The sequence below is a fragment of the Halobacillus sp. A1 genome, assembly GCF_024189295.1.
Classification (GTDB): domain Bacteria; phylum Bacillota; class Bacilli; order Bacillales; family Halobacillaceae; genus Halobacillus_A.
The window spans coordinates 14,731-36,710 of record NZ_JAIZEN010000026.1 but is presented as its reverse complement, the minus strand read 5'-3'; the positions used below and the strand labels follow the sequence as shown (position 1 = coordinate 36,710).

Genomic DNA, 21,980 nt, shown 5'->3' with positions numbered 1-21,980 from the left:
GCTTCTTAAATTCATCTGTAAAGTTACGGCGATTCCTTGGGGTCATGTGTAGTCTCCTTAATTGAAATATTTAGTAAAGTGTAACTCACCTTAACGAAACTGTCCAAATAAGTGTAGCCTATCCAGATCTCGCCTACATCCTTCTCCCACGGGAGTCTCGCATCTTCCCAACAACCCCATTCAAGATGGTGAGAAACGCCCCCACAAGAAGCGGTTTCGAGACATTTATATGGAAAGGGACGGAAACGATGAGATTCCTAACTTTGAAATCGGAATCGCTTTGTTCAGCGGCGTTTGAGTTGGATTGGGCTGGCGAAGATAAAGGAAACACGAAGAACGGAGTGATTCGATGTTGACTTATCGTACTGAAGTAAAGGAAGTCTCAGTAGCCGCTTGGCGATGGGGCTGGACAGTCCCATTTTTGGTCTATGGAATGGTGTAAGAAGTGGGAAAAGAGTGGTTGGTGAGGTCTCGTAATCGAATCTTCAACAATTATGCTGTGTCATCTAACTTTTATGAAAATCAAGAACGACTCTGACTTAGCTATTTTCAAAAATAGAACAGTTAGATCTAAGAGTTCTATTTCCGTTTAAGGAAATGTCACTTGAAGAATCGTTTCATAGTTATAATGGAGGATTGATGTTTGAAGAAGCTCAGAGAAGTGTTTTCTATTCTTTGTGTAGAGGGTTAAATACTGTCGATTCCGACGCCATTTATCGCAAGGGGCGTTTGGGAACGGGGAGACTCCTGCAGGAAAAGAGTTCCAGGTGAGACCCTGGAGGACAAAGTCCTAGGAGGCTCAGCGGACTCCCGCGGAAAGCGAGTCGTTCCCAAACGCTCCTTTTCCACACATAATTCCGGAATCGAGGCACTGCCCATCTATAGAACTATAATCAACAACCTGTAACATAATTTTTTCCAAAAAGGGATTTAATATAGAGAGGATTAGTGCATGAGGGGGAAAGATCGACACTGTCCTATCCAGCGGCTGAACAGGACACTTCGAAATTTATTCTATTCTGCTTGTTTATTCACTTTCTCGACTAACCGTTCAATCGTTTCATCCAGCTCATCACGCGTTTTACGATAAACTTGCAAACTTTGACCGTACGGATCAGAAATATTCAAGTTCGGCAGCTTACCTTCCGCTTCCTGAATCGCTTGAATCTCAGCATCGAGCTCGCGAAGCAAATGCTGTTCCAGCTCCACTTCGTTCATCTGATCATCCGCCTGGCTTAAAACCCAGGCGCGCTTTTCTTCAAACTGGGCATATAAATCCGTCAAATGGCTCCATTGCTCGTCATCGACGTAGACGTATTCTTTCAAAGTGAAAAATTTATTTTGAACCTCTGGATATTGTAAAGCCAGCGTCTGCTTATGGCTTTCCGTCATACATAAGACGATATCGGCCCATCCAAGCACGTCTTCGTTCACTTGCGATGAGGTTCCATCGAAGAATAAACCGATCTCTTCAAGAACAATCGTAGTTTTTTCATTGATCGGAAGATTGGATTCAGCAAATATTCCTGCTGATTTCACGTTCGCTTCATGTTTTTTTGCCTGCATAAGCGCTTCAGCCATCGGGCTGCGGCATGTGTTCCCTGTGCATACGAACAGTAGATTCAAAGCTTATCCTTCCCTTCTCAACTCTTTCTACTTCTATTTTAACACACGTATCTCACACAAAAAATATATTAGAATATTGTATAAAGTCCGAGGGCGCATAAAATACTCCCTCCGAAAATCTCACTGTAAGCACCGACGTAGCTTGTCACTCTTTTTCCTACTAGAAATCCGAGCCATGTGAGCAGTGTGCTCATCATTCCGAACGATATCATCGCAAAATATGCGCTTATATTATTTAAGCCCAGACTGAATCCGATTGGAAAACTATCAATACTGACACTGAACGCAAAAATCCACATACCAAATCCGGTAATCGTATGGACCGGAGACTTCTTCTCCGTAAACGATGCCAGCACCGTATAAACCCCCATCGTCAGCAAAAGCAGACCGCCGGCTAATGACGCCCATTCGACAACATTCGCAAACAGCCATTTTCCGAGAAGCATTCCGAGTCCGGGCATGACCATATGTAGCAGACCAACGAGCAGGCCAGCAATCCCGATGAATTTCAAACGAACTGACTGCATCCCCATCCCTAAAGATACTGAAAAAGCATCCATTCCCAGTGCGATCGATAATAATATGATTGACGCTAAATTTTCCATTCCCACGAAAAAGCCCCCTCCTAGGACATGCTAATGTAGCGTATGCGCAGGAAGGAGGGCATATGATTAGTACTGAGTAATTTTCTGGGTGGCCGCTTTTTGCAGACGGTTCATAATGGCGGCGCCGACCCCTTTTTCTTCAAAGCTTTCACATAGAATGACGTCGATGTCCGCTTTCTTATACTGCCTGAGGGCACGGTAAAGCTGAACGGCGATTTCCGGCAGATTCTCTCTAGAACCGCAGGCCGTAATGACTTCGTGATCGAGTTTCTCAGCCAGTTCGTTGCTTGCGATAACAGCTGTGCGAGGGTTTTCTTCCTTTATATGCAAAAGCTGCTGCTGAAAAAAATCGTCGTCGCCTTCGATGAGCCATAGAGGCGATTCAGGTGCATAGTGGGTATATTTCATGCCTGGGGATTTAGGCTGTTCCTTTTGATCCGCCAGGGCAGGATCCACCATCACTTCCGGAAGGATGCGCTCCAAATCTTCTTTCGTTACTCCGCCCGGGCGAAGGATGACCGGGATTTCTGACGTACAGTCGAGGACGGTGGATTCGACGCCGACCCCTGTCGGACCGCCGTCGACGATGCCCGCGATTCGTCCGTCGAGATCCTGTTTTACATGATCGGCTTCAGTAGGACTCGGACGTCCCGAGCGGTTTGCGCTCGGAGCGGCGAGCGGCAGACCCGCCGCTTGTAAAATCTGTAAGGCTACCGGGTGACTCGGCATCCGGACGGCGACTGTGTCTAATCCTGCCGTTACGTTCTGTGAAGCCGTATGATTACTCGGTAAAATCAGTGTCAACGGCCCCGGCCAAAATTCATCCATCAGCCTGTGGGCAACTTCCGGGATCTCTGTGACCAGCTGCTTTACCTGTTCTCGGTTTCCGACGTGGACAATCAACGGATTATCAGCCGGACGACCCTTCGCTTCGAAAATCCGCTGGACGGCTGCTTCATGGGTAGCATCTGCCGCCAGCCCGTACACCGTTTCCGTAGGAAAAGCAACGACCTGTTGATCTCTCAACAACGCCGCTGCTTCTTGTATAGTTTCTTCATTTATCGTTGTGGATACATTCCATATTTTCGTTTGATTCGTCATGCCTGAATACTCCTTTATTCAACACGTTCTTCTATATATTATGAATAATCGTCGATAAATTCGCAAATTCAGGCGTTATTCACAGGTTACCCCCAACTAATCAACAGGTTTATCCACATATCCATAGGTAGATCACTCGAATTGTAGGAAGAAGTTGTTGACTATTCACAGGTTATCCACTGCTTTTGCACAAAATGTGTATAAATCGTCCAGTTATCAACATTTTATTCGATACGTCCACAATTGTTTTTCTTTATCTTTTAATACGAATTGTTGATGATCCAGCAGTGTATCGAGTTCTGTGGAATGGCTTTTCACCTGTACTTCTTTAATATTCTCTTCTTTCAAGTAGGATTGGATCAGTTCGAATACGTAGAGAATGCCCGTTTTCGATACGTTCCCTTCTACCTTCAGATTCCTCAATTGTTTTACACCGTTTCCTTGTTCGCTTAAAATGAATCTTCCCACTTCTTCGCTTTCCTTTTTGATGACATATAAGCTTTCATTTCCAGCCTTCAATTTCTCAATATGCATAGGCACCCACCTTTCTTCTACTACTCTATGAAACCGGGGTGCTCATTATGCTAGGATATCAACTTGTTAAACAGCTTCACGAGGAAGAACTCCACTTCTTTTTCTTCGGATTCCTCTTTCACTTCCGTCTCCTGCTCTCCCTCTTCTTCAGCTGAAACGGTCGCTCCGTTAGAAAAATCAAGGAAACATAGCGGCGGGAATAGGACACACCACCAGTTGTCGCCCTCCCCTTCTCCTAACGTGATCAAAATAGCTTCATACTCTCCAGCCGGGTAAACGTACGTACCGTATAATTTCGTCGGGAATTTGACCGATGTATCATAATCCACTGTGTAGCTCTGTTCCAGTCCGGATTGCTCGACCGTCTCTTCTACAATGGCGTCGATTTCATCCATGCGTTCCTGAATAAGTGCACGGGCCGCTTCGATGGATGTCAATGATTCCACCCACGTCGTAATTTCTGCGTTGACGCGGTCGCGGACTTCACGTTTCAAGGCTTGCGCCTGTTCATCGTTATTATCAGCAAGAATTCTCAGCCGAATCGCTTCATCAGGAATGACTTGATATTCCGCCCCGTTTGCCTTTTCTTCCGTAGTTCCGAACATGAACGTCGTCAAGCTTATTGTGGATAACATTAAAATTATGATGACATTTTTCATGAAAAATTCCCTCCCTGTTGATAACCATTGTGGGCAGGGAAGGAATGTTTTAAACCTATGAATCTAGAATTGCAAAAATCATCCGGTCTTTCTTGTTGATGTCCTGCTCGATCGTGACGTGATAGTTTGCGAGATGAGTGTGGATAAGCTGTTTGACGGCTGCTCCTTGCTCATGTCCGATTTCAAACGCGATCATGCGCGGTTTATGATTACGGCTTGCGGTCTGCTGGATGATCGTTTGATACGCAGCGAGACCATCGGCGTCGGCATACAGCGCAAGGTGCGGGTCAAAATCTTGCACAGTGTCGTCGAGCTGCTCGTGACGGGCAATGTACGGCGGATTTGAGACGATGACGTCAATCGGCTCGTGCTCGAGCGGTTCCAGGAAGTCTCCTTCGAACCATTCGATGTCAGCGCCATTTGTTTGTGCATTTGATTTCGCAACTTGCAGCGCTTGCGGTGATATGTCGGACGAAAGGGTTCGTCGCCCGGTTTCAAGTTTCAGCGTGATTGCAATGATGCCGCTGCCGGTGCCGATATCGGCAATGGTTTGATCGTCAGGATGCAATCTTTTCACGACGCCTTCAATCAGTTCTTCGGTTTCAGGACGGGGAATGAGCACGTCGGAATTGACCGCAAATGTCCGTCCGTAAAAATCCGCTTCACCTATGAGGTGCTGAACAGGTATGCCTGTCGCTGCGTGCTGTTCGACTTTTTTTATGAAAATCTCGGCTTTATCCTGCGGAAGAGCGTCCCGTTCATAAGCGAGCAGCATCGAGAATTTCATGTGCAGCAGATCCTCCAGTAAAAGATCGGCTACGCGCGGCTCCCGGTTATGCTTTTTCAAAAAAAGAGAAGCCCAGCGGCGGGCTTCCTCAATCGTTGTCAGGTTCATATTATTCACCAATAGACTCTAGTTTTTTCGTTTGTTCTTCGATCAGCAGAGCGTCTAAAATCTGATCCAGGTTTCCCTGTAGAATTTGATCCAGCTTCTGCAATGTCAGGCCGATGCGGTGATCGGTGACACGGGTCTGCGGGAAGTTGTACGTACGGATACGCTCGGAGCGGTCACCTGTACCGACGGCCGATTTACGCGTTTCGTCAAGCTCGGCTTGCACTTCACGCTGATGCTTATCGTAAATTCTTGCACGAAGAACCTTCATCGCTTTTTCCTTGTTCTTGATCTGGGATTTCTCATCCTGACAGGAAACGACGATTCCGGTCGGCACGTGCGTCAGGCGGACGGCAGACATCGTCGTGTTTACACTTTGTCCACCAGGACCGCTTGAAGCGAACGTATCGACACGAATGTCTTTATCATGGACTTCGACTTCCACTTCTTCCGCTTCAGGAAGAACCGCGACTGTCGCTGTCGACGTATGGATCCGTCCTCCGGATTCGGTTTCCGGGACACGCTGTACGCGGTGAGCACCGTTCTCGAATTTCATTTTGGAGTAGGCACGCGGGCCATTCACCATAAAAATAATTTCCTTGTAGCCGCCCACTTCATTGGCGGTTGATTCAATGACTTCGATCTTCCAGCCTTGCGATTCCGCGTAACGGGCGTACATGCGGTAAAGGTCGCCTGCAAATAAGGAGGCTTCATCTCCGCCGGCCGCTCCACGAATTTCCATGATAACGTTTTTGTCATCATTCGGATCTTTAGGAAGCATAAGAATTTTCAAGCGCTCTTCAAGCTCCGTCTTCCGTTCTGAAAGCTCATCGATCTCTTCTTTGACCATGTCGACCATATCGTCATCCATGCTTTCTTTCAGCATCGCTTTGGCATCGTCAAGCTGTTCAGCTACCTCTTTATATTCGCCGTAAGCGGTCACCGTATCTTCAAGACCAGCTTGTTCTTTAGAGTATTCACGTAATTTATTTGTATCCGAAATGACTTCAGGATCGCTAAGTAATTCATTTAATTTATCATAACGATCTTCAAGTGTTTGTAAACGTTCGATCAATGGTATGCACCTCTTTCTCCATAACAGTACAATTATATTATAGAGAGGTGGCGGTTACAACCACATCTAAGGATCGGCAGGCAAAAAAGGAGCCGTTATGACTTCGATTTGACCGTTACATTATAGTCAGGGACGGAATTCTTGATTTGATTCGTCACTTCTTCCTTCACAGCTTTCTGCTCATCTTCCGTCAAATCGCCAGCCAGACTGACCGTCACCCATGCGCGGTCGCCGTCCATGATGATTCTCTCTACGTGGACACCAGGAACCGTATGGGCCGCATCGCGCATCTGATCACGCATTTGCTTATCACCCCACGTTTCACCTACACGCTCAATCGACCGCGGGTTCGTCGGATTGGTCTGCGGGTTTTCCTCGAGTCCCATATTCATAATATCCTGTCGGTTCGTATGACCCTGTGACTCATCTAAATTCGGGGCACAAGCGGCAGTAAATAGGATTAAAAACAAGACAGTTAAACGAAACACGTTCATCACCTCTTCTCTTTTCCTCTAGTTTGACCGAGAAGGAGGTGATTATGCTTCATTCGTCAGGATTTACGGAAAATCGGCAGTGTACAGCAGCGGAAAGAACCACCCGATTTGATGATTTCAGAAAGATCGACTTCAATCACTGTAAAATCTTCATCACGGAGTGCTTGATTCACTTTTTTATTCTGAGGGAGGCTGATTACTTTTCTCTGCCCGATGGATAAGACGTTCGTCCCCATTTCGAATTGTTCCTGGTCATCCACTTCAATACAGCGGTAGGTCTGCTTCAGTCTTTGGACATCCTGCTCCTCAAAAGCAGGAGAATAAATCAACGCTGTGCTCTCATCAACAAGATTGAAAGCACAATCAAGGTGAAGAATCTCCTGACTGAGCTGCAGAGGCACTACTCTATGATCAGGCATCGACTTCTGAAGGTGCTCCGCCGCCCTCAACGTCGTCCGCCCGCTTATACCTACATAAATGACGTCATTATCAATAATGACGTCGCCTCCTTCAATCGAAGGGCCCATCAGCCGCGTAAAGGAGATATTATTTTCGTCTAAGTAATCCACAAATGGCTTAACCTCTTCCTGCCTCACTTCACTGGCAAGAGACGCCACAAATATTTGATCATCAATGCAGAATCCAATATCTCTCGTAAACACCTGTTCATTCAGGTTCTGCTTTGTCGGTAAGTATTCCACATCAATCGCATGGCTTTGCAGCACTTCAATGAATTGCACATGCTGATCCATCGCCCGATCTATGTCAATGTTTTCATTCGCAAAATGCTTTTGTGTTTCATTAATGATTTCTTTGATTTCCATATGTTCCGGCTTGCTTACCAGTACTCGCTTAAGTGTCGAATATTCATTCTGACATCCTTTGGACTGGTTCGAATTTGCGTTTCTCGTCTGCATCTTGATTCCTCCATCGCGTGGATTGGGTATTCTTTATATTTTCACATAAATGGACATACTCTAAACATAAATCATGAATCTTCTTATTCTTTGTGATGATCAAACTTTCCTCTACGCACTCCTGACATTGCTCGACAGCAGATTTGACCGCCCAGTCACTATTCGTTTTCTCACTTACCTCGACAGCGTATAAATAAGCATCCGAGCATTCCTTTAGTAGTCTTGCTTCTTTAAGTGCAGTACTTGACGCTTTCATATGTATTCTCCTTTTTCGTTTAGTTTTCCTCTTTTTATTTTTTGTAAAACGGAGAATAGCACATTGGCGCTGAATGTTGCGGCTTGCGACTTGCGGCTGTGGAGGACGTACGTGCTGGGGATGGGGCTGGTGGTTGAATTATTGATATATTTGTTGTAATTATTCGTAAGTATGGAGGAAAAACCGCCAGTTGCGGTCTCATGATCAGAGGCCCCGTGAGAATGAGATTATTCCAGCCAATAATCCCTCCATCTCCTCCAGTCCGTTTTACAAAAAGCCCGTCCACTAAGTGAACGGGCTACCCTTTTATTTATACGTTTCGACGTGCGCCTTCACTTGCGCTTGCCTGGGCTTATTCGGCACCTCATGATGGTGACGGCAGCGGGGCTCATACGATTCAGACGCTCCGACAAGAATAATCGGATCATCATAAGAAGCAGGCTTCCCATCAATCAAACGCTGCGTGCGGCTGGCTGGAGATCCACAAATCGGGCAGATCGCATTCAGCTTCGTCACACTCTCACTCAAAGCCATAAGCTCCGGCATTTTCCCAAAAGGCTCGCCGCGGAAATCTGTATCAAGACCAGCGACAATTACACGAATTCCGCGGTCTGCTAAACATTCCACGACTTCGAGAATATGCTCATCAAAAAACTGCACCTCATCAATACCAACAATGTCCACATCTTCCCCGACCTCCGGAAGAATCGCTAAGGACTCGCTCATTGGACGAGCAATTACAGACGCTCCATTATGGGATACGACGGAATCCTCTTTGTACCGATTATCGATGAGCGGCTTGAACACCCGCACCGATAAATTTCCATATGTAGCTCTGCGTACCCGGCGGATCAGCTCCTCCGATTTACCACTGAACATACTTCCACAAATCACTTCCACCCATCCACTATGCTTCATGACATACACGTCCACAGTCGCTCCCTTCTACATCTACCGTAATCATTAAAAAAGCTCTCTCTGGGCGACCGCTCTACAGCTGATCGCCTCAGGACAGCTTTTTTAATTAGGTTAAGCTTCGAGAGGCAGGCTTACACGCCTCTTTTCGCTTTTCTTCTGGCCAGCTGCGAGAGGCAGGCCTTCGCGTCGTAAGCAATCTACCTACGTGAAGAAAGTTCACTTCACTTCGGCATCTTGCTTATGCGTTTCAGGCCTAAACGCCCCTTTCGCTTTTCTTATGGCTAGCTGCAAGGGGCAGGCCTTCGCGTCATAAGCAATCTACCTACGTGAAGAAAGTTCGCTTCACTTCGGCATCTTGCTTATGCGTTTCAGGCCTAAACGCCCCTTCCGCTTTTCTTATGGCCAGCTCCGGCTCGCAAGACCTTTCGATATAAGCAATTCGATTACGTGAAGAAAAAACGCTTCACTTCATCGTCTTGCTTGGGTCCCCAGGACGGGGGTCAGATCGACGTTGCCACAGGATGGGGCGAAATTAGTCGATCTTCCTTAAAATACCGCTCGCCTTCGCTTTTCTTTCTTAACTAACAAAAAACAGGCAAACGGTAAGATAATTTGCCTGTTTTTGTTCAAAATTATGCAATGGACACCTTTATCGGGTGTGCATTCATTATTATGAAAGGTTATATTTTTTCTTAAAGCGATCGACACGGCCGCCAGCTTTGTCAGCTTTCTGCTTGCCTGTGTAGAACGGATGAGACTCTGAACTAATTTCAACACGAATTAGCGGGTAAGTGTTTCCATCTTCCCATTCGATTGTCTCTTCAGATCCTTGTGTAGATCCGCTTAGAAATTTGAAATCAGAACTTGTGTCTAGAAATACCACTTTACGGTATTCTGGATGAATTGCTTCTTTCATGTTCTTCCACTCCTTTTTGCCCTGAGTCCTTTGAAACAGAGTTATTGTAAGAGCCTTCGAAGGTTAGTCGTGACACCTTGTACTGAAACTCACATAGAAAGATTATATCAGCCCTGGTAAGGCAATGCAACATCTAATAGATTTATTATTTTCTAGCTCCGGCTTTCGCCGTTTTCCCCTGCATCTCTTTGTCCATTACGTCGAAAAATTCTTCATTGCTCTTCGAGGAGCGAAGTCGGCGTAAGAAACGCTCGGCAAAATCGTTGGAGTCGGACATCGTTTTACGAATCGCCCAAATTTTATCCAGTTCGGTTTTCGGCAGGAGAAGTTCTTCTTTACGCGTTCCTGAACGGACGATATCGATAGCCGGGAAGATTCTTCGTTCGGCCAGACTGCGGTCGAGGTGCAGCTCCATGTTTCCTGTTCCTTTGAACTCTTCATAGATGACGTCATCCATGCGGGAGCCTGTATCGACAAGCGCGGTCGCAAGAATCGTCAAGCTGCCGCCTTCTTCAATATTACGTGCCGCTCCGAAGAACCGTTTAGGACGATGGAAAGCCGCTGGATCGATACCGCCTGAAAGTGTACGTCCGCTTGGCGGAATAACCAGGTTATAGGCACGAGCTAAGCGCGTGATGCTGTCCATTAAGATGATTACGTCGCGCTTATGTTCTACTAAACGCATCGCGCGTTCAAGGACAAGCTCAGCCACTTTGATATGGTTTTCTGGAACTTCATCAAACGTGGAGCTGACTACATCCACGTCAGGTGCAACAGAACGTTCGATGTCCGTCACTTCCTCGGGACGCTCATCTACGAGGAGAATGATCAATTTAGAATCTGGGTGGTTGACTGAAATGCTGTTGGCCATTTGCTTAAGCAGCATCGTTTTCCCTGCTTTTGGCGGAGCTACGATCAATCCACGCTGTCCGTAACCTACCGGAGACATAAGGTCCATGATTCTTGTCGACAGCTTTTTGCCTTCTGTCTCAAGCTTCATTTTCCGATCAGGATAAAGCGGGGTCAATGCTGGAAAATGTACGCGCTCTTTAGCTGTTTCCGGATTTTCTCCATTGACGGCATCTACGTGCAGTAGACCATAATAGCGTTCGTTTTCTTTAGGAGGGCGGACCTTCCCGGAAACTTTATCACCATTACGCAGATCGAACCTGCGGATTTGTGAAGCTGAAATATAAATATCTTCCGCACTCGGCGAATAATTGATTGGACGTAAAAAGCCGAAGCCTTCGGAAGGAATAATTTCCAAAATTCCATCCATGAATAAGAAGCCGTCTTTCTCGGCCTGTGCTTTTAGAATTGCAAAAATCAACTCTCTCTTCGTAAGCTTAGCATAATAAGAAACTTTGAACTGCTTAGCCAGCGAGTAGAGTTTTTTCAGGGTCATAGTCTCTAAACTTGAAATTGTTACTTCTGACACGAAATCACCACTTTAATTTATTTTTTCCTGTAGACTTGTATACCCGAGCATGCCTTCGATTCATCTATCTAACTAATATTTTCTCTTGAAAAATTGGGACGTGAAGAATATACGGAAGGTGATAGAAGCTCTTCTTGAGGGTTACGAGATTTATTTATCTTTAGTAAACTCTACTCATTGTACAACTTGTATGGATAAGGATTCAAGTAATTTTGCCGGCAGGTTGTAGGAGGTTTAAAAAAAGTGAAGAAAGCCGGATCACTCCGGCCTCCTATTTTTTAAAAAAGATTCATTTTTTCTTCTGTCCAGCTGCAGCGGCCAGACACTCGCGACATAAGCAATCTACCTACGTGAAGGAAAATCGCTTCACTTCGGCATCTTGCTTATGCGTGTCGTGTCTAACGGGCCGCTTCCGCTTTTCGACTGTCCAGCTGCGAGAGGCAGGCCTTCGCGTCGTAAGCAATCTACCTCCATCGAGAAAGACCACTCGATTGCGGCATCTTGGTTGGGCCCCCAGGACGGGGGTCAGGTCGACGTTGCCACAGGATGTGGCGATTTTAGTCGATCTTCCTTGAAAACAGGCCTAAACGCCTCTCTCGCTTTTCGACTGTCCAGCTACGGCTCGCAGGACCTTTCGATATAAGCAATTCGATTACGTGAAGAAAGTTCGCTTCACTGCATCGCTTTGCTTGGGCCCCCAGGACGGGGGTCAGGTCGACGTTGCCACAGGATGTGGCGAAGTTAGTCGATCTTCCTTAAAGTACCGCTCGCCTCCGCTTTTCTTTTATGAATTCTGGAATTGTTCTACTTCTTCTTCGGACATTTCTTCGTACCAGATTTTTCCACCTAGTTCGATGAGTTTGTTGGTTATGTTTTCGTAGCCTCGTTCGATGTGGTCGATGCCTGTGATTTCTGTGATTCCGTCGGCCATCAGACCTGCGATTACGAGGGCGGCTCCGGCTCGTAAGTCGGTGGCTTTTACTTTGGCGCCTTGCAGCTTGGAGGGGCCGGCTACGATGGCGGCTCCGCCTTCGACTTTGATGGCTGCGTTCATGCGGCGCAGTTCATCGATGTGCTTGAAGCGGGCCTGGTAGATGGTATCGGTGACCACTCCGGTTCCTGTCGCCTGGGTGAGCAGGGATGTGAACGGCTGCTGGAGGTCGGTCGGAAATCCTGGGTAGACGAGTGTTTTGATGTCGACACTCTTCAATGATTTTCCTGGCCTTACATACAGCTGTTCGTCATTTTCCTCTATGGTTACTCCCATTTCGCGAAGCTTGGCCAACAAGGATTCCAGGTGCTGTGGGATGACGTTATCAATGATCATTTCTTCGCCCTGAGCGGCTGCCATGATCGTATAGGTTCCGGCTTCAATCCGATCGGGTATGATGGTGTGCAGACAACCGTTCAGCTCGTCTACTCCTTCGATGCGGATAACATCGGTACCGGCTCCTTTGATTTTAGCGCCCATGCTTGCCAGCAAAGTGGCGACATCGATGATTTCGGGTTCTTTCGCGGCGTTTTCGATGACGGTTCTGCCTTTCGCTTTGACAGCGGCCAGCATGATATTAATGGTAGCTCCGACACTGACAACGTCTAAGTAGATGCGTGCACCGCGCAGCTCTTTCGCACGCAGATAAATCGCGCCTTGTTCGTTTGTGACTTCAGCACCGAGGGCTTGAAATCCTTTGATGTGCTGGTCGATCGGACGAGGTCCTAAGTGACAGCCTCCGGGAAGGCCGATGACGGCTTTGTTGAAACGACCGAGCATCGCTCCCATAAAATAATAGGAGGCTCTCAATTTTTTGACGCGGCCATTAGGCAGCGGCATGGAAATCATTGTCGAAGGATCTATTTCTACTGTTTGTCCATCTTTACGTACAGTTCCGCCTATTTCCTCCAGCAGCTCTGAGAGAGTCTGAACGTCAGAAATATCCGGCAGTCCTTCGATTGTTACTGTTGAATTCGCTAATATGGCTGCAGGAAGCAAAGCGACAGCACTATTTTTGGCTCCTCCCACGCGTACTTGTCCGCGCAGACGAGTGCCACCTTCTACTAATAATTTTTTCATGAGAAACTCCTCACTTTAAGCGCAAAGATTTTGTGCTTAGTGTATGCATCTTTTACCAATTCACTCTTATTTTTGATTATTCCAGTCATTAAGGAATTTTTCAATACCCTGGTCCGTAAGCGGGTGCTTCACGATTTGTTCAAAAAGCTTAAATGGAACTGTTGCGATATGGGCTCCATTGATCGCTGCTTCCGTTAAATGGACCGGGTGGCGCACTGAGGCGGCGATGATTTCAGAATCAATCGCATGACGATCGAAAATTTCAGCTATTTGAGCAATCAAGTCTACACCATTGTGGCCGATATCATCTAACCTTCCTAGAAAAGGAGAAACATAGGAAGCTCCTGCACGAGCGGCCATCAAGGCCTGGTTCGCGGAGAAAATGAGCGTGACGTTCGTTTTGATGTTTAAGTCGCTCAAGGCTTTTACAGCTTTCAGTCCTTCAAGCGTCATCGGAACCTTTACCGTAATATTCGGTGCAATGGCCGCTAACTCTTTAGCTTCTCGCAGCATCCCCTCGGCATCCAGAGAAATGACCTCAGCACTGACCGAACCTTCGGTGACTTCAGAAGTGATTTCACGCAGACGTTCATGGAAAGATACGCCTTCTTTCGCTACTAAACTCGGGTTTGTCGTTACCCCGTCAAGCAATCCCAATGCATTAGCCTCTTTTATCTCTGAAATACTAGCTGAATCAATGAAAAATTTCATTCATATTCCTCTCCTTTTTAAAAAAATATCGAATGATTGCGTTTTCATACATTTTGAAAAGGAAACCGCTACTCAGTAACGGCTTCCTTCTATGTGTCTTATGCTTTTTGTGATGAACCGAATTCACGCATTTTTCCAATAACTGTTTCCTTGATCGCGTCACGACCAGGTCCAAGATATTTACGTGGATCATATTGCTCAGGCTGTTCTTCAAGCACTTTACGTACTGCTTTACCTTGAGAAATCTGGTTCTCTGTGTTTACGTTGATTTTAGCTGTACCGAAAGAGATAGCCTTCTTGATATCAGCTGTCGGAATACCAGTACCACCGTGAAGTACAAGTGGCTTGTCTACGATTCCCATGATTTCTTCCATGCGGTCGAATCCTAGGTTAGGCTCGCCTTTGTAAGGTCCGTGTACGGAACCTAGTGCTGGTGCGAAGACGTCGACATTTGTCGCGTCTACAAGCTCTTTACACTCAGATGGAATGGCGTAAGCTGCTTCAGCATCATCTACGATAAGATCGTCTTCTTGTCCGCCTACACGGCCAAGTTCAGCTTCAACAGATACACCGTGAATGTGTGCAAGTTCAACTACTTTTTTCGTAACCGCGATGTTTTCTTCTAGAGGATCGTGAGAAGCGTCGATCATGACAGAAGTGAATCCAGCATGGATTGCTTCTGCACATTTCTGGAAGCTTGAACCGTGATCTAAGTGAATGGCCACAGGTACAGTAGTACCGTATGATTCCATTAGTGATTTAACCATCGCTACAACGACGTTGAAACCGCCCATGTAACGACCCGCACCTTCAGATACTCCAAGAATTACTGGAGACTGCTCCTCTTCAGCAGCCTGAAGAATAGCCTGGGCATATTCTAAGTTGTTAAGGTTGAACTGCCCTACTCCGTAGCGTTCTTCCTTAGCTTTTTCTAGCATTTCTTTCATTGAAACTAATGGCATGAAAGATCCTCCTTTAATGTATATACTTCTCTATTACTAACATATAATTTGTGTATTTCACAAAAAAATATGTTATGTAAGCTTAGGCACAGTACTAGAATACCAATACGCTTAACAAGGTGCAACATCAAAGGAGAGAGTTAACGCTTTCATCCAAAAAAAAGATGTGGTTCACACATCCTCAATTGTTTGTGCCACTAGTTCTCGCATGACATGAATGTCGAACGGCTTGGAAATAATTTCTTTTACAAAGGGATATTCCGCTTCATCTGCAATAGATTTCGGAGAGAGTCCGGTCATGATTAATACGGGTTTATGATATTCCTGGCCGTGTAAGTATTCGAGCACTTCTCCTCCACTCATCGTCGGAAGCCGATAATCCATTAAGATTAAGTCTGGATTGTGCTTCGTCACTTCTTCACACGCTTGTTTCCCTGTTTTTGCTGTAATAATTTCATAGCCATCGCCTTTTAATAATTCTTCCAGCAACATGCGTATGCCTGGTTGATCGTCTACTATAAGTACTTTGTTTCCCATTTTTCACAACCTTTCCATCTAAACATGCATCTCCTATACCTTTTATGTCTTTTGGTCTATAACTTCTACAAATTCAAGGCGATCTCCTGCATATTTTTTAAAATAGTGAGAAGTTTGCAAGAAAACCTCTTTTTTTATCTTTTTCTTTCTTAGAAAAAGGAAGAATCTGCTGATTTTTGTCAAAAAGTGTGGACACTACCTTTTAAGAATTTGAGGTGCATCATTATTCTGTAATTTTCTGGACGTTTCTATTTTAGTACACCAGCATTCATCTAAGTAATAGGACACAAAAAACCTCGAACGCTTAACAAGCGTTCGAGGCGTACTTCACTATTATTTCGTATTCATGATCGCACCGATAAAGCCGTGGAAAAGCTCCTGCGGGCGGGTTGGACGTGATTTGAATTCAGGGTGGAACTGGCTGGCTACAAACCAAGGATGGTCTTCGACTTCAATGATTTCAACGAGACGGCCATCCGGGCTTGTACCGGAGAAAATAAACCCTGCCGCTTCCATTTGCTCACGATAGTGGTTATTGAACTCAAAACGGTGGCGGTGGCGTTCGTACACAACTTCTTCACCGTATGCTTCCATCGCTTTTGTACCATGCTTTAACCGTGAAGGATAAATGCCTAGACGCAGTGTACCTCCAAGGTCAGAGATTTCTTTTTGTTCAGGCAGCAGGTCGATGATCGGATGAGGCGTCGATGGATTGATTTCGGCAGAGTGCGCATCTTCAAGTCCAAGTTCATGACGAGCAAATTCAACGGTTGCCAGCTGCATGCCTAAGCAAATTCCAAGGAAAGGTACTTTCTCTTCGCGAGCGTAACGGATCGCCTGAATCTTCCCTTCTATCGCACGGTCTCCGAACCCTCCAGGAACAAGGATGCCATCGACATCGCTCAATTGGTCCGCGACGTTGCTTGCAGTCACTTCTTCAGAATTCACCCACTTGATTTCGATGTCCGCATCGAAGCTGTATCCTGCATGCTTAAGCGCTTCTACGACAGAAATATACGCATCCGGCAGCTCTACATATTTTCCGACAAGACCGATTGTCGCCTTCTCTTTTAAGTTCTTCACTTGATTCACGAGATTGTTCCACTCCGTCATATCCGCGGGTGCGGTCTGCAAACCGAAATGCTGGCATGTCAGCTCATCCAGCTTCTGTTCCTGCAGTGTAAGAGGCACATCATACAACGTGTCAGCATCGCCAGCTTCAATAACAGCCTGTTTATTAATGTCACAGAACAACGCGATTTTCTCTTTCATATCCTCGGAAATTTCGCTTTCCGTACGCAGTACGATGACGTCAGGCTGGATCCCCAGGGAACGCAGCTCTTTCACACTGTGCTGGGTAGGTTTCGTTTTCATTTCCCCTGCAGCCTTTAAATAAGGAACGAGCGTACAATGCAAGTACATGACGTGATCGCGCCCTATATCGCTCTTAATTTGACGAATCGCTTCAAGGAAAGGAAGAGATTCAATGTCTCCGACCGTTCCGCCGATTTCGGTAATGACTACATCCGCATTCGTCTCGTGTCCTGCACGGAAGACGCGGTCTTTGATTTCATTCGTAATGTGCGGGATGACTTGGACCGTTCCGCCCAGATAATCGCCGCGGCGCTCTTTTTTGATGACGTTTGAGTAAACCTTACCTGTCGTGATGTTGCTGAACCGATTCAGGTTGATATCGATAAAACGCTCATAGTGACCAAGGTCAAGGTCGGTTTCTGCACCATCATCCGTTACAAAAACTTCGCCATGCTGATAAGGGCTCATTGTTCCTGGGTCCACGTTGATATATGGGTCGAATTTCTGGATCGTCACTTTCAATCCGCGATTTTTCAGCAAACGTCCAAGTGATGCTGCTGTAATTCCTTTACCTAATGATGAAACCACTCCGCCTGTAACGAAGATATATTTTGTTGCCATGAAGTATCCCTCTTTCTATCCATTTCATTTGGTCGGCTATTCTATATATTGAAATTAAACCAGCGTCTCTATCCAAAACTCTTATCAATAAATGATAAGAGTTTCAGAAGGACAACGTTTAAAAAACAAAAAACGCTCCCCGGTAAAGGGGAGCGTTATAACGTTCATACGAAAATTAAAGAGCCCAAATAAAATATTACCCATTTGGTCCTCGAAAGTCAACCTTAGGATTCTTCTTCCTCATCTTCATCGCCGACGAAGCTTACGTCCTCTTTGACAATCTCTTCTTCTTCCTCATCAAGCTCGTCCTCTTCATAATCACCTTCGTAATCATCGTCGGTGTCATCATCAAGGTCCAAGTCTTCATCGGTCAGCTCGATTTCATCAAGGTCGTCTTCTTCTTCATCGTCAAAGCCTTCAACACCCAGCTCATCTTCAAGCAGCTTGGAAGGTTTTTTCTTTTTCTTCTTACGCTTCTGTGGAAGAGTCGCGATTTCTTCTTCCAGCTGCTCCACCGGATACCAGGTTTTCAATCCCCAGCGGTTTGTACCGATCGTCATGAAGCCGCCGTCAACGTTCAAATCTGTATAAAACTGCGAAATATTAGCTTCTTTCTGGCTTGCAGTGAAATTTTTCATTTTAGCAATACGCTCGAAGATTTCATTGAAATCTAATGCTTGTCTCTCATCTTTTAAAATGAGGATTGCAAGGTCGATCATGGAAATCTCTTGAACCTGCTCTTTGCTCAATTCTTTAACTGTCACGGTGCTAGCACTCCTTTATTCATTCATAGTCCATAAAAACAGCATACGAATGACATGTAATCATAACCTTCATTATATGTTTAGCTTTAACAAAAATCAATCGTTGTATAAGGAATGGACGATCTTATTTGGTGCTGGTACAATTTTGACGTAAAATAGAAGCAGATAATGAAAAAGGAGAGACATAATAGATGTTAAAAACACACCCCTTCAACTGGATCACCGCCGTTATTCTCATCATAGTACTCGGCATCTGGCTGTATATGAATTTCGGCTATATCCATGAAAAACACTTAACAGAAGCTGTCCTTGAAGAGAAATCTCATGACGATGAAGGCTACTATATTACGGTAGATGGAGAAGAAATCGTCGTAGAAGATGAAAGTCTCTGGATGGTCCTTGAAGAAGACGAGGACTATGAGGTCACTTATGAATATTATGGTCAGAAAAAACCGATGATCGTTGATATTAACCAGGCCCACGATGATGACTCCGTTGGTGGAGGTCACTGATAAAGGAACGAGCTTCTCACTGAGGAGCTCTTTTTTTCTTCCAATGAATAGGTTCGAGATAGGCTTACGGTGAACTTCCTCCTGGGTTCGTTGCCGAATGAAGAGTCAGGGGTGGTTGGGAAGCTACTCGCTTTCCTGTGGGGGAACTGGCGAGCTTCCTCGGGCTGAAGCCCTGCGGGATCTCGCCTACCTCCTTCTCCCACGGGAGTCTCCCAGCTTCCCAACCACCCCATTCGATAAAGGTGAGAAACGAACCCTTTACTTAGAAGAATCCATTTTCACTTCTCAGTATCTGACATTCTACATTGAAAGTTTCCGTTCCACTAATCATCGTAGAGAGCTCCGGGAAATTGCGAGACTCCTGTGGGAAAAGAGTGCTAGATGAAACCCGGCAGAGCGTTAGCTCGAGGAGGCTCAACGCGCTCCCACGGAAAGCGAGTGATTTCCCGGAGCTCTAAACGCTGGCAATCTCAAAGGAAACAATCTGAACATTTCAAAACTAAGTATTTAAGGCAAGAGAGCTTAATATGAATATCAACACAGATGTTTAACAGAGCCAAAAACTAAAAAAGAACCCTCACAAAGAGGGCTCTCCTCATCAATTCATTATGTTAGAAAGCGCCTGATCCTCCACCACCTCCGCCGACTCCAGTTCCTCCGCCCGCAACTCCTCCGGAGGAACCAGACGCAGCCGAGACTTCCTGATTCACTGTAGTAAAGCTGTTGTTTAAAGTTCCAGCAAGGACAAGAAAGATAACCCAGTCATGGTTAGACGCAGGTGTCGTAGAAAGATCACGGCTTCCGATCCCAATTTGATATATAAGGGCAGGGACCTGCTCATCTTTATCCCAGGATTTCCACTCGTCACCTTTCTTCAAAGGTTTAAGATCTCCTTTTAACCTCTGCCCTGTTACCGTCAAAGGCCGGTAGATGATCGAAAACGTTATGAAAAAGATCATAATAATTAAAGAGAAGAACATCCATGGCAGCTGACCATTGATAGGAAAGAGAACGATAAAAGGAAGAATGGACAGTGCAGCTATGATGGCCGTCCAGTTTACCCCTGAAAACTTTTCCTGCAAATCATGCTGTTTGTATTCTTTCTTTACTTCTTCCTGCCACCTTCTATAATGTTCCTGGTATTTTTCATGGTTCTCTTCATCTTTGACATATGCCTCAAAATCTTCTGTTCTAAAGGTCTGTCCGTCCCCCACATCATCAAACAGCCATTCAATTAAGATGCTTTCATGCTCATATTCCGTGTTCCGGCTGCTCAATTTAAATTCATGCTCGGAAACCTTTTCTATATTTCCTTTTCGGTACAAATCTAGTAAAGCAGACGTTAACGCCTCTGTTGAAAGCCACCCGTGATTCATAAAGGCAATCATACCGGGCAGACTTAACGAATCTTTAGGAAAACGATTGCCGCCGCTTTCCTGTCGTCTAGCTTCACGAACCGTTTCCGTCCTTTTTCTCCAGGCTATCAAGGCCAGGACTAGCGCAACGGCTAGAAATGCTCCTAAGATGTAAGGCGCCCAATTTCCCCAGCGCTCCTCCCGCTCCGCTTTTTCTAACATCGCTGCATCCAGCTCTGCTTGATCGGATTGAATAGCTGGCAGTATCTCCTGGTCGCTTGAAGCCCCTGCAAAAATTGCCGCATCATAAGCGACTCTTATGTTTCCTTCGCTTCCATCAGGAACTTCACCAAGATGGAAAGTCACACTGCCATCTTTATTGACTTCTTCCGTGCCATAAGCTTCCTCATCACCGTAAGCCGCTTTAAGATCAGCAGGTTCTGGCGGCACTACGGTAATGGTCAGGTTCTCGTAAGTAGATTCAATGCTGGCATCAAAGAATGGCCAGTAAAACTGAGCCGCATCTGAATAAACTTCCACTCCATCCTCGATCGTGTAAAAAAGATCGATGGTCACCGTTTCATCCTCTCCGCCACGGAAAATCTTATTAACCCCATCTTCCTGTTCCACTTTTAAATCAGTGCCGTTCTCAGCAGCCTGAAAATTTGTTATAGCAGTTCCCTCTTTAGGAATGAGACTGCGGGTCATTCCATTAAAGTCACCATCAAACGAGTACGTGTGGGTTTCCTTCACTTTAACTTCGCCATTTTCTTGCAGGGAAGCTTGAATATCCGTCTGATCGATCTCAAAGTCAACTGCCAGGGCATGTATCGGCGAAACAGCTAATAAGAAGAGCAGTATGAATCCACCTATCCATTTTTTCATGTTCGTCCCTCGCTTTCTTAATTATATTTACGGTGTAAGATGGGAAAAGGATTCATTTTTCTTGGGAACTACCAAAAAGGCTATCGTGTTGATATTCATATAAGCTATCTAAAGCCGAAGATAGGTTTCGTTATTTTGCATAGAAAAATGAGGTCTTGGAAATGGATCGCTTTCCGCGGGGATGACGGCCAGCCTCCTCGAGCTAACGCTCTCCGGGGTCTAGCCAGTCTATCCATTCCCGCAGGAGTCTCACCATTTCCAAGACCCCATTACCATGATAAAAGCAACGAAACCACCACTGACTGAGCTAAAAGAGATACCAACGAAAAATGCTATACCATAGTAGTTTTATTTCTATTTTTAATTCTTCTTATGTTTTTCATATTGAACTCCTTCTACCATTTTATCCCGAATTATATAATCAATATTATTTCCTTCTTAGTGAAAAAGAAAAAAATGCACCTTTCTTTTTTAGAATGAGGTGCACCATATTACGTTCATTTTAGTTTTGAGTTATATCTTTAGAATACTCGAATGTTGTTATTTCTTTTGCTATCGTTTCTTTCATTTTCTTCCAGCATTCTCCCCTGCATAATGCAAAAATACCATCCGTCCCTTGTTTCTTTGCTTCAGATTCTTTAGTTGTTACTACCATCGGGACGCTGGTATTGCGGGTGCTGAGCGGAATATGAATCATTCTTCCTTCACTACCCGAATAGTCTACACCATCTGCGAATTTAACACTCAAACCGTAAACTGGGTCATTCTCTTTAATTTTTTTCATACACCAGGCACATCTCAACATATAGTGTCACAT

The 21,980-nt window shown here is 45.5% G+C and carries 22 protein-coding genes; 1 reads left to right on the top strand and 21 read right to left on the bottom strand.

Translation table 11 applies throughout. The features are described from left to right. Positions 1-1,014: 1,014 nt before the first annotated feature. The 19 genes from LF817_RS17935 to rpoE form a co-directional block, all read right to left on the bottom strand. The gene (locus tag LF817_RS17935) at positions 1,015-1,626 is read right to left on the bottom strand and encodes a low molecular weight protein arginine phosphatase (RefSeq protein WP_253937187.1); all 612 of its coding nucleotides are present in this window, start codon (positions 1,624-1,626) and stop codon (positions 1,015-1,017) included. Positions 1,627-1,694: 68 nt separating this feature from the next. Beyond that, on the bottom strand, positions 1,695-2,231 hold the full coding sequence (locus LF817_RS17930) for a manganese efflux pump MntP (RefSeq protein ID WP_253937186.1): 537 nt from the start codon (positions 2,229-2,231) through the stop codon (positions 1,695-1,697). A gap of 66 nt (positions 2,232-2,297) precedes the next feature. After that, positions 2,298-3,332: an L-threonylcarbamoyladenylate synthase gene (locus LF817_RS17925; RefSeq protein WP_253937185.1), complete on the bottom strand. Its 1,035-nt coding sequence runs from the start codon at positions 3,330-3,332 to the stop codon at positions 2,298-2,300. Between the two features lie 216 nt (positions 3,333-3,548). Then, positions 3,549-3,866 (bottom strand): hypothetical protein, encoded by a 318-nt coding sequence (locus tag LF817_RS17920; protein ID WP_253937184.1) that lies wholly within the window; start codon positions 3,864-3,866, stop codon positions 3,549-3,551. A gap of 50 nt (positions 3,867-3,916) precedes the next feature. Beyond that, the gene (spoIIR, locus tag LF817_RS17915; RefSeq protein WP_253937183.1) at positions 3,917-4,525 is read right to left on the bottom strand and encodes a stage II sporulation protein R; all 609 of its coding nucleotides are present in this window, start codon (positions 4,523-4,525) and stop codon (positions 3,917-3,919) included. Positions 4,526-4,580: 55 nt separating this feature from the next. After that, a complete protein-coding gene (gene prmC, locus LF817_RS17910; protein ID WP_253937182.1) occupies positions 4,581-5,420 on the bottom strand; it encodes a peptide chain release factor N(5)-glutamine methyltransferase in 840 nt (279 codons plus the stop codon). A 1-nt stretch (position 5,421) separates the two neighbouring features. Then, on the bottom strand, positions 5,422-6,492 hold the full coding sequence (prfA, locus tag LF817_RS17905; protein WP_253937181.1) for a peptide chain release factor 1: 1,071 nt from the start codon (positions 6,490-6,492) through the stop codon (positions 5,422-5,424). A 95-nt stretch (positions 6,493-6,587) separates the two neighbouring features. Next, on the bottom strand, positions 6,588-6,980 hold the full coding sequence (locus tag LF817_RS17900; protein ID WP_253937180.1) for a YhcN/YlaJ family sporulation lipoprotein: 393 nt from the start codon (positions 6,978-6,980) through the stop codon (positions 6,588-6,590). A 62-nt stretch (positions 6,981-7,042) separates the two neighbouring features. Beyond that, positions 7,043-7,903, bottom strand: coding sequence for a dimethylarginine dimethylaminohydrolase family protein (locus tag LF817_RS17895; protein ID WP_253937179.1), 861 nt, complete (start codon positions 7,901-7,903; stop codon positions 7,043-7,045). Continuing rightward, complete coding sequence (locus tag LF817_RS17890; RefSeq protein ID WP_253937178.1) at positions 7,854-8,159, bottom strand: hypothetical protein; 306 nt, start codon at positions 8,157-8,159, stop codon at positions 7,854-7,856. Before LF817_RS17890 ends, LF817_RS17895 begins: the two co-directional genes overlap by 50 nt. Before the next feature lie 306 nt (positions 8,160-8,465). Next, positions 8,466-9,086 carry a thymidine kinase gene (locus LF817_RS17885; protein WP_253937188.1) on the bottom strand — a complete coding sequence of 207 codons (621 nt, stop codon included), beginning with the start codon at positions 9,084-9,086 and terminating at the stop codon, positions 8,466-8,468. A 661-nt stretch (positions 9,087-9,747) separates the two neighbouring features. Beyond that, positions 9,748-9,993, bottom strand: coding sequence for a type B 50S ribosomal protein L31 (locus LF817_RS17880; RefSeq protein ID WP_253937177.1), 246 nt, complete (start codon positions 9,991-9,993; stop codon positions 9,748-9,750). A gap of 145 nt (positions 9,994-10,138) precedes the next feature. Continuing rightward, complete coding sequence (gene rho, locus LF817_RS17875) at positions 10,139-11,431, bottom strand: transcription termination factor Rho (RefSeq protein ID WP_253937176.1); 1,293 nt, start codon at positions 11,429-11,431, stop codon at positions 10,139-10,141. 784 nt (positions 11,432-12,215) lie between these two features. Further along, positions 12,216-13,502 carry a UDP-N-acetylglucosamine 1-carboxyvinyltransferase gene (locus tag LF817_RS17870; RefSeq protein WP_253937175.1) on the bottom strand — a complete coding sequence of 429 codons (1,287 nt, stop codon included), beginning with the start codon at positions 13,500-13,502 and terminating at the stop codon, positions 12,216-12,218. Between the two features lie 66 nt (positions 13,503-13,568). Then, positions 13,569-14,213: a fructose-6-phosphate aldolase gene (gene fsa, locus LF817_RS17865; protein WP_253937174.1), complete on the bottom strand. Its 645-nt coding sequence runs from the start codon at positions 14,211-14,213 to the stop codon at positions 13,569-13,571. Positions 14,214-14,311: 98 nt separating this feature from the next. Continuing rightward, positions 14,312-15,175, bottom strand: coding sequence for a class II fructose-1,6-bisphosphate aldolase (fba, locus tag LF817_RS17860; RefSeq protein WP_253937173.1), 864 nt, complete (start codon positions 15,173-15,175; stop codon positions 14,312-14,314). 171 nt (positions 15,176-15,346) lie between these two features. Next, positions 15,347-15,712 carry a response regulator gene (locus tag LF817_RS17855; RefSeq protein ID WP_253937172.1) on the bottom strand — a complete coding sequence of 122 codons (366 nt, stop codon included), beginning with the start codon at positions 15,710-15,712 and terminating at the stop codon, positions 15,347-15,349. A 333-nt stretch (positions 15,713-16,045) separates the two neighbouring features. Next, entirely contained in the window at positions 16,046-17,647 is a 1,602-nt protein-coding gene (locus LF817_RS17850) for a CTP synthase (RefSeq protein WP_253937171.1), read from the bottom strand. Positions 17,648-17,871: 224 nt separating this feature from the next. Next, a complete protein-coding gene (rpoE, locus tag LF817_RS17845; protein ID WP_253937170.1) occupies positions 17,872-18,411 on the bottom strand; it encodes a DNA-directed RNA polymerase subunit delta in 540 nt (179 codons plus the stop codon). Positions 18,412-18,602: 191 nt separating this feature from the next. Here rpoE and LF817_RS17840 point away from each other — a divergent pair, with 191 nt between their 5' ends. Then, a complete protein-coding gene (locus tag LF817_RS17840; RefSeq protein ID WP_253937169.1) occupies positions 18,603-18,923 on the top strand; it encodes a hypothetical protein in 321 nt (106 codons plus the stop codon). 611 nt (positions 18,924-19,534) lie between these two features. Here the strand turns inward: LF817_RS17840 and LF817_RS17835 are convergent. Both LF817_RS17835 and LF817_RS17830 read right to left on the bottom strand, forming a co-directional pair. Continuing rightward, positions 19,535-21,163 (bottom strand): DUF2207 domain-containing protein, encoded by a 1,629-nt coding sequence (locus LF817_RS17835; protein WP_253937168.1) that lies wholly within the window; start codon positions 21,161-21,163, stop codon positions 19,535-19,537. A gap of 502 nt (positions 21,164-21,665) precedes the next feature. Beyond that, positions 21,666-21,947 carry a hypothetical protein gene (locus tag LF817_RS17830; RefSeq protein WP_253937167.1) on the bottom strand — a complete coding sequence of 94 codons (282 nt, stop codon included), beginning with the start codon at positions 21,945-21,947 and terminating at the stop codon, positions 21,666-21,668. Positions 21,948-21,980: the final 33 nt, after the last annotated feature.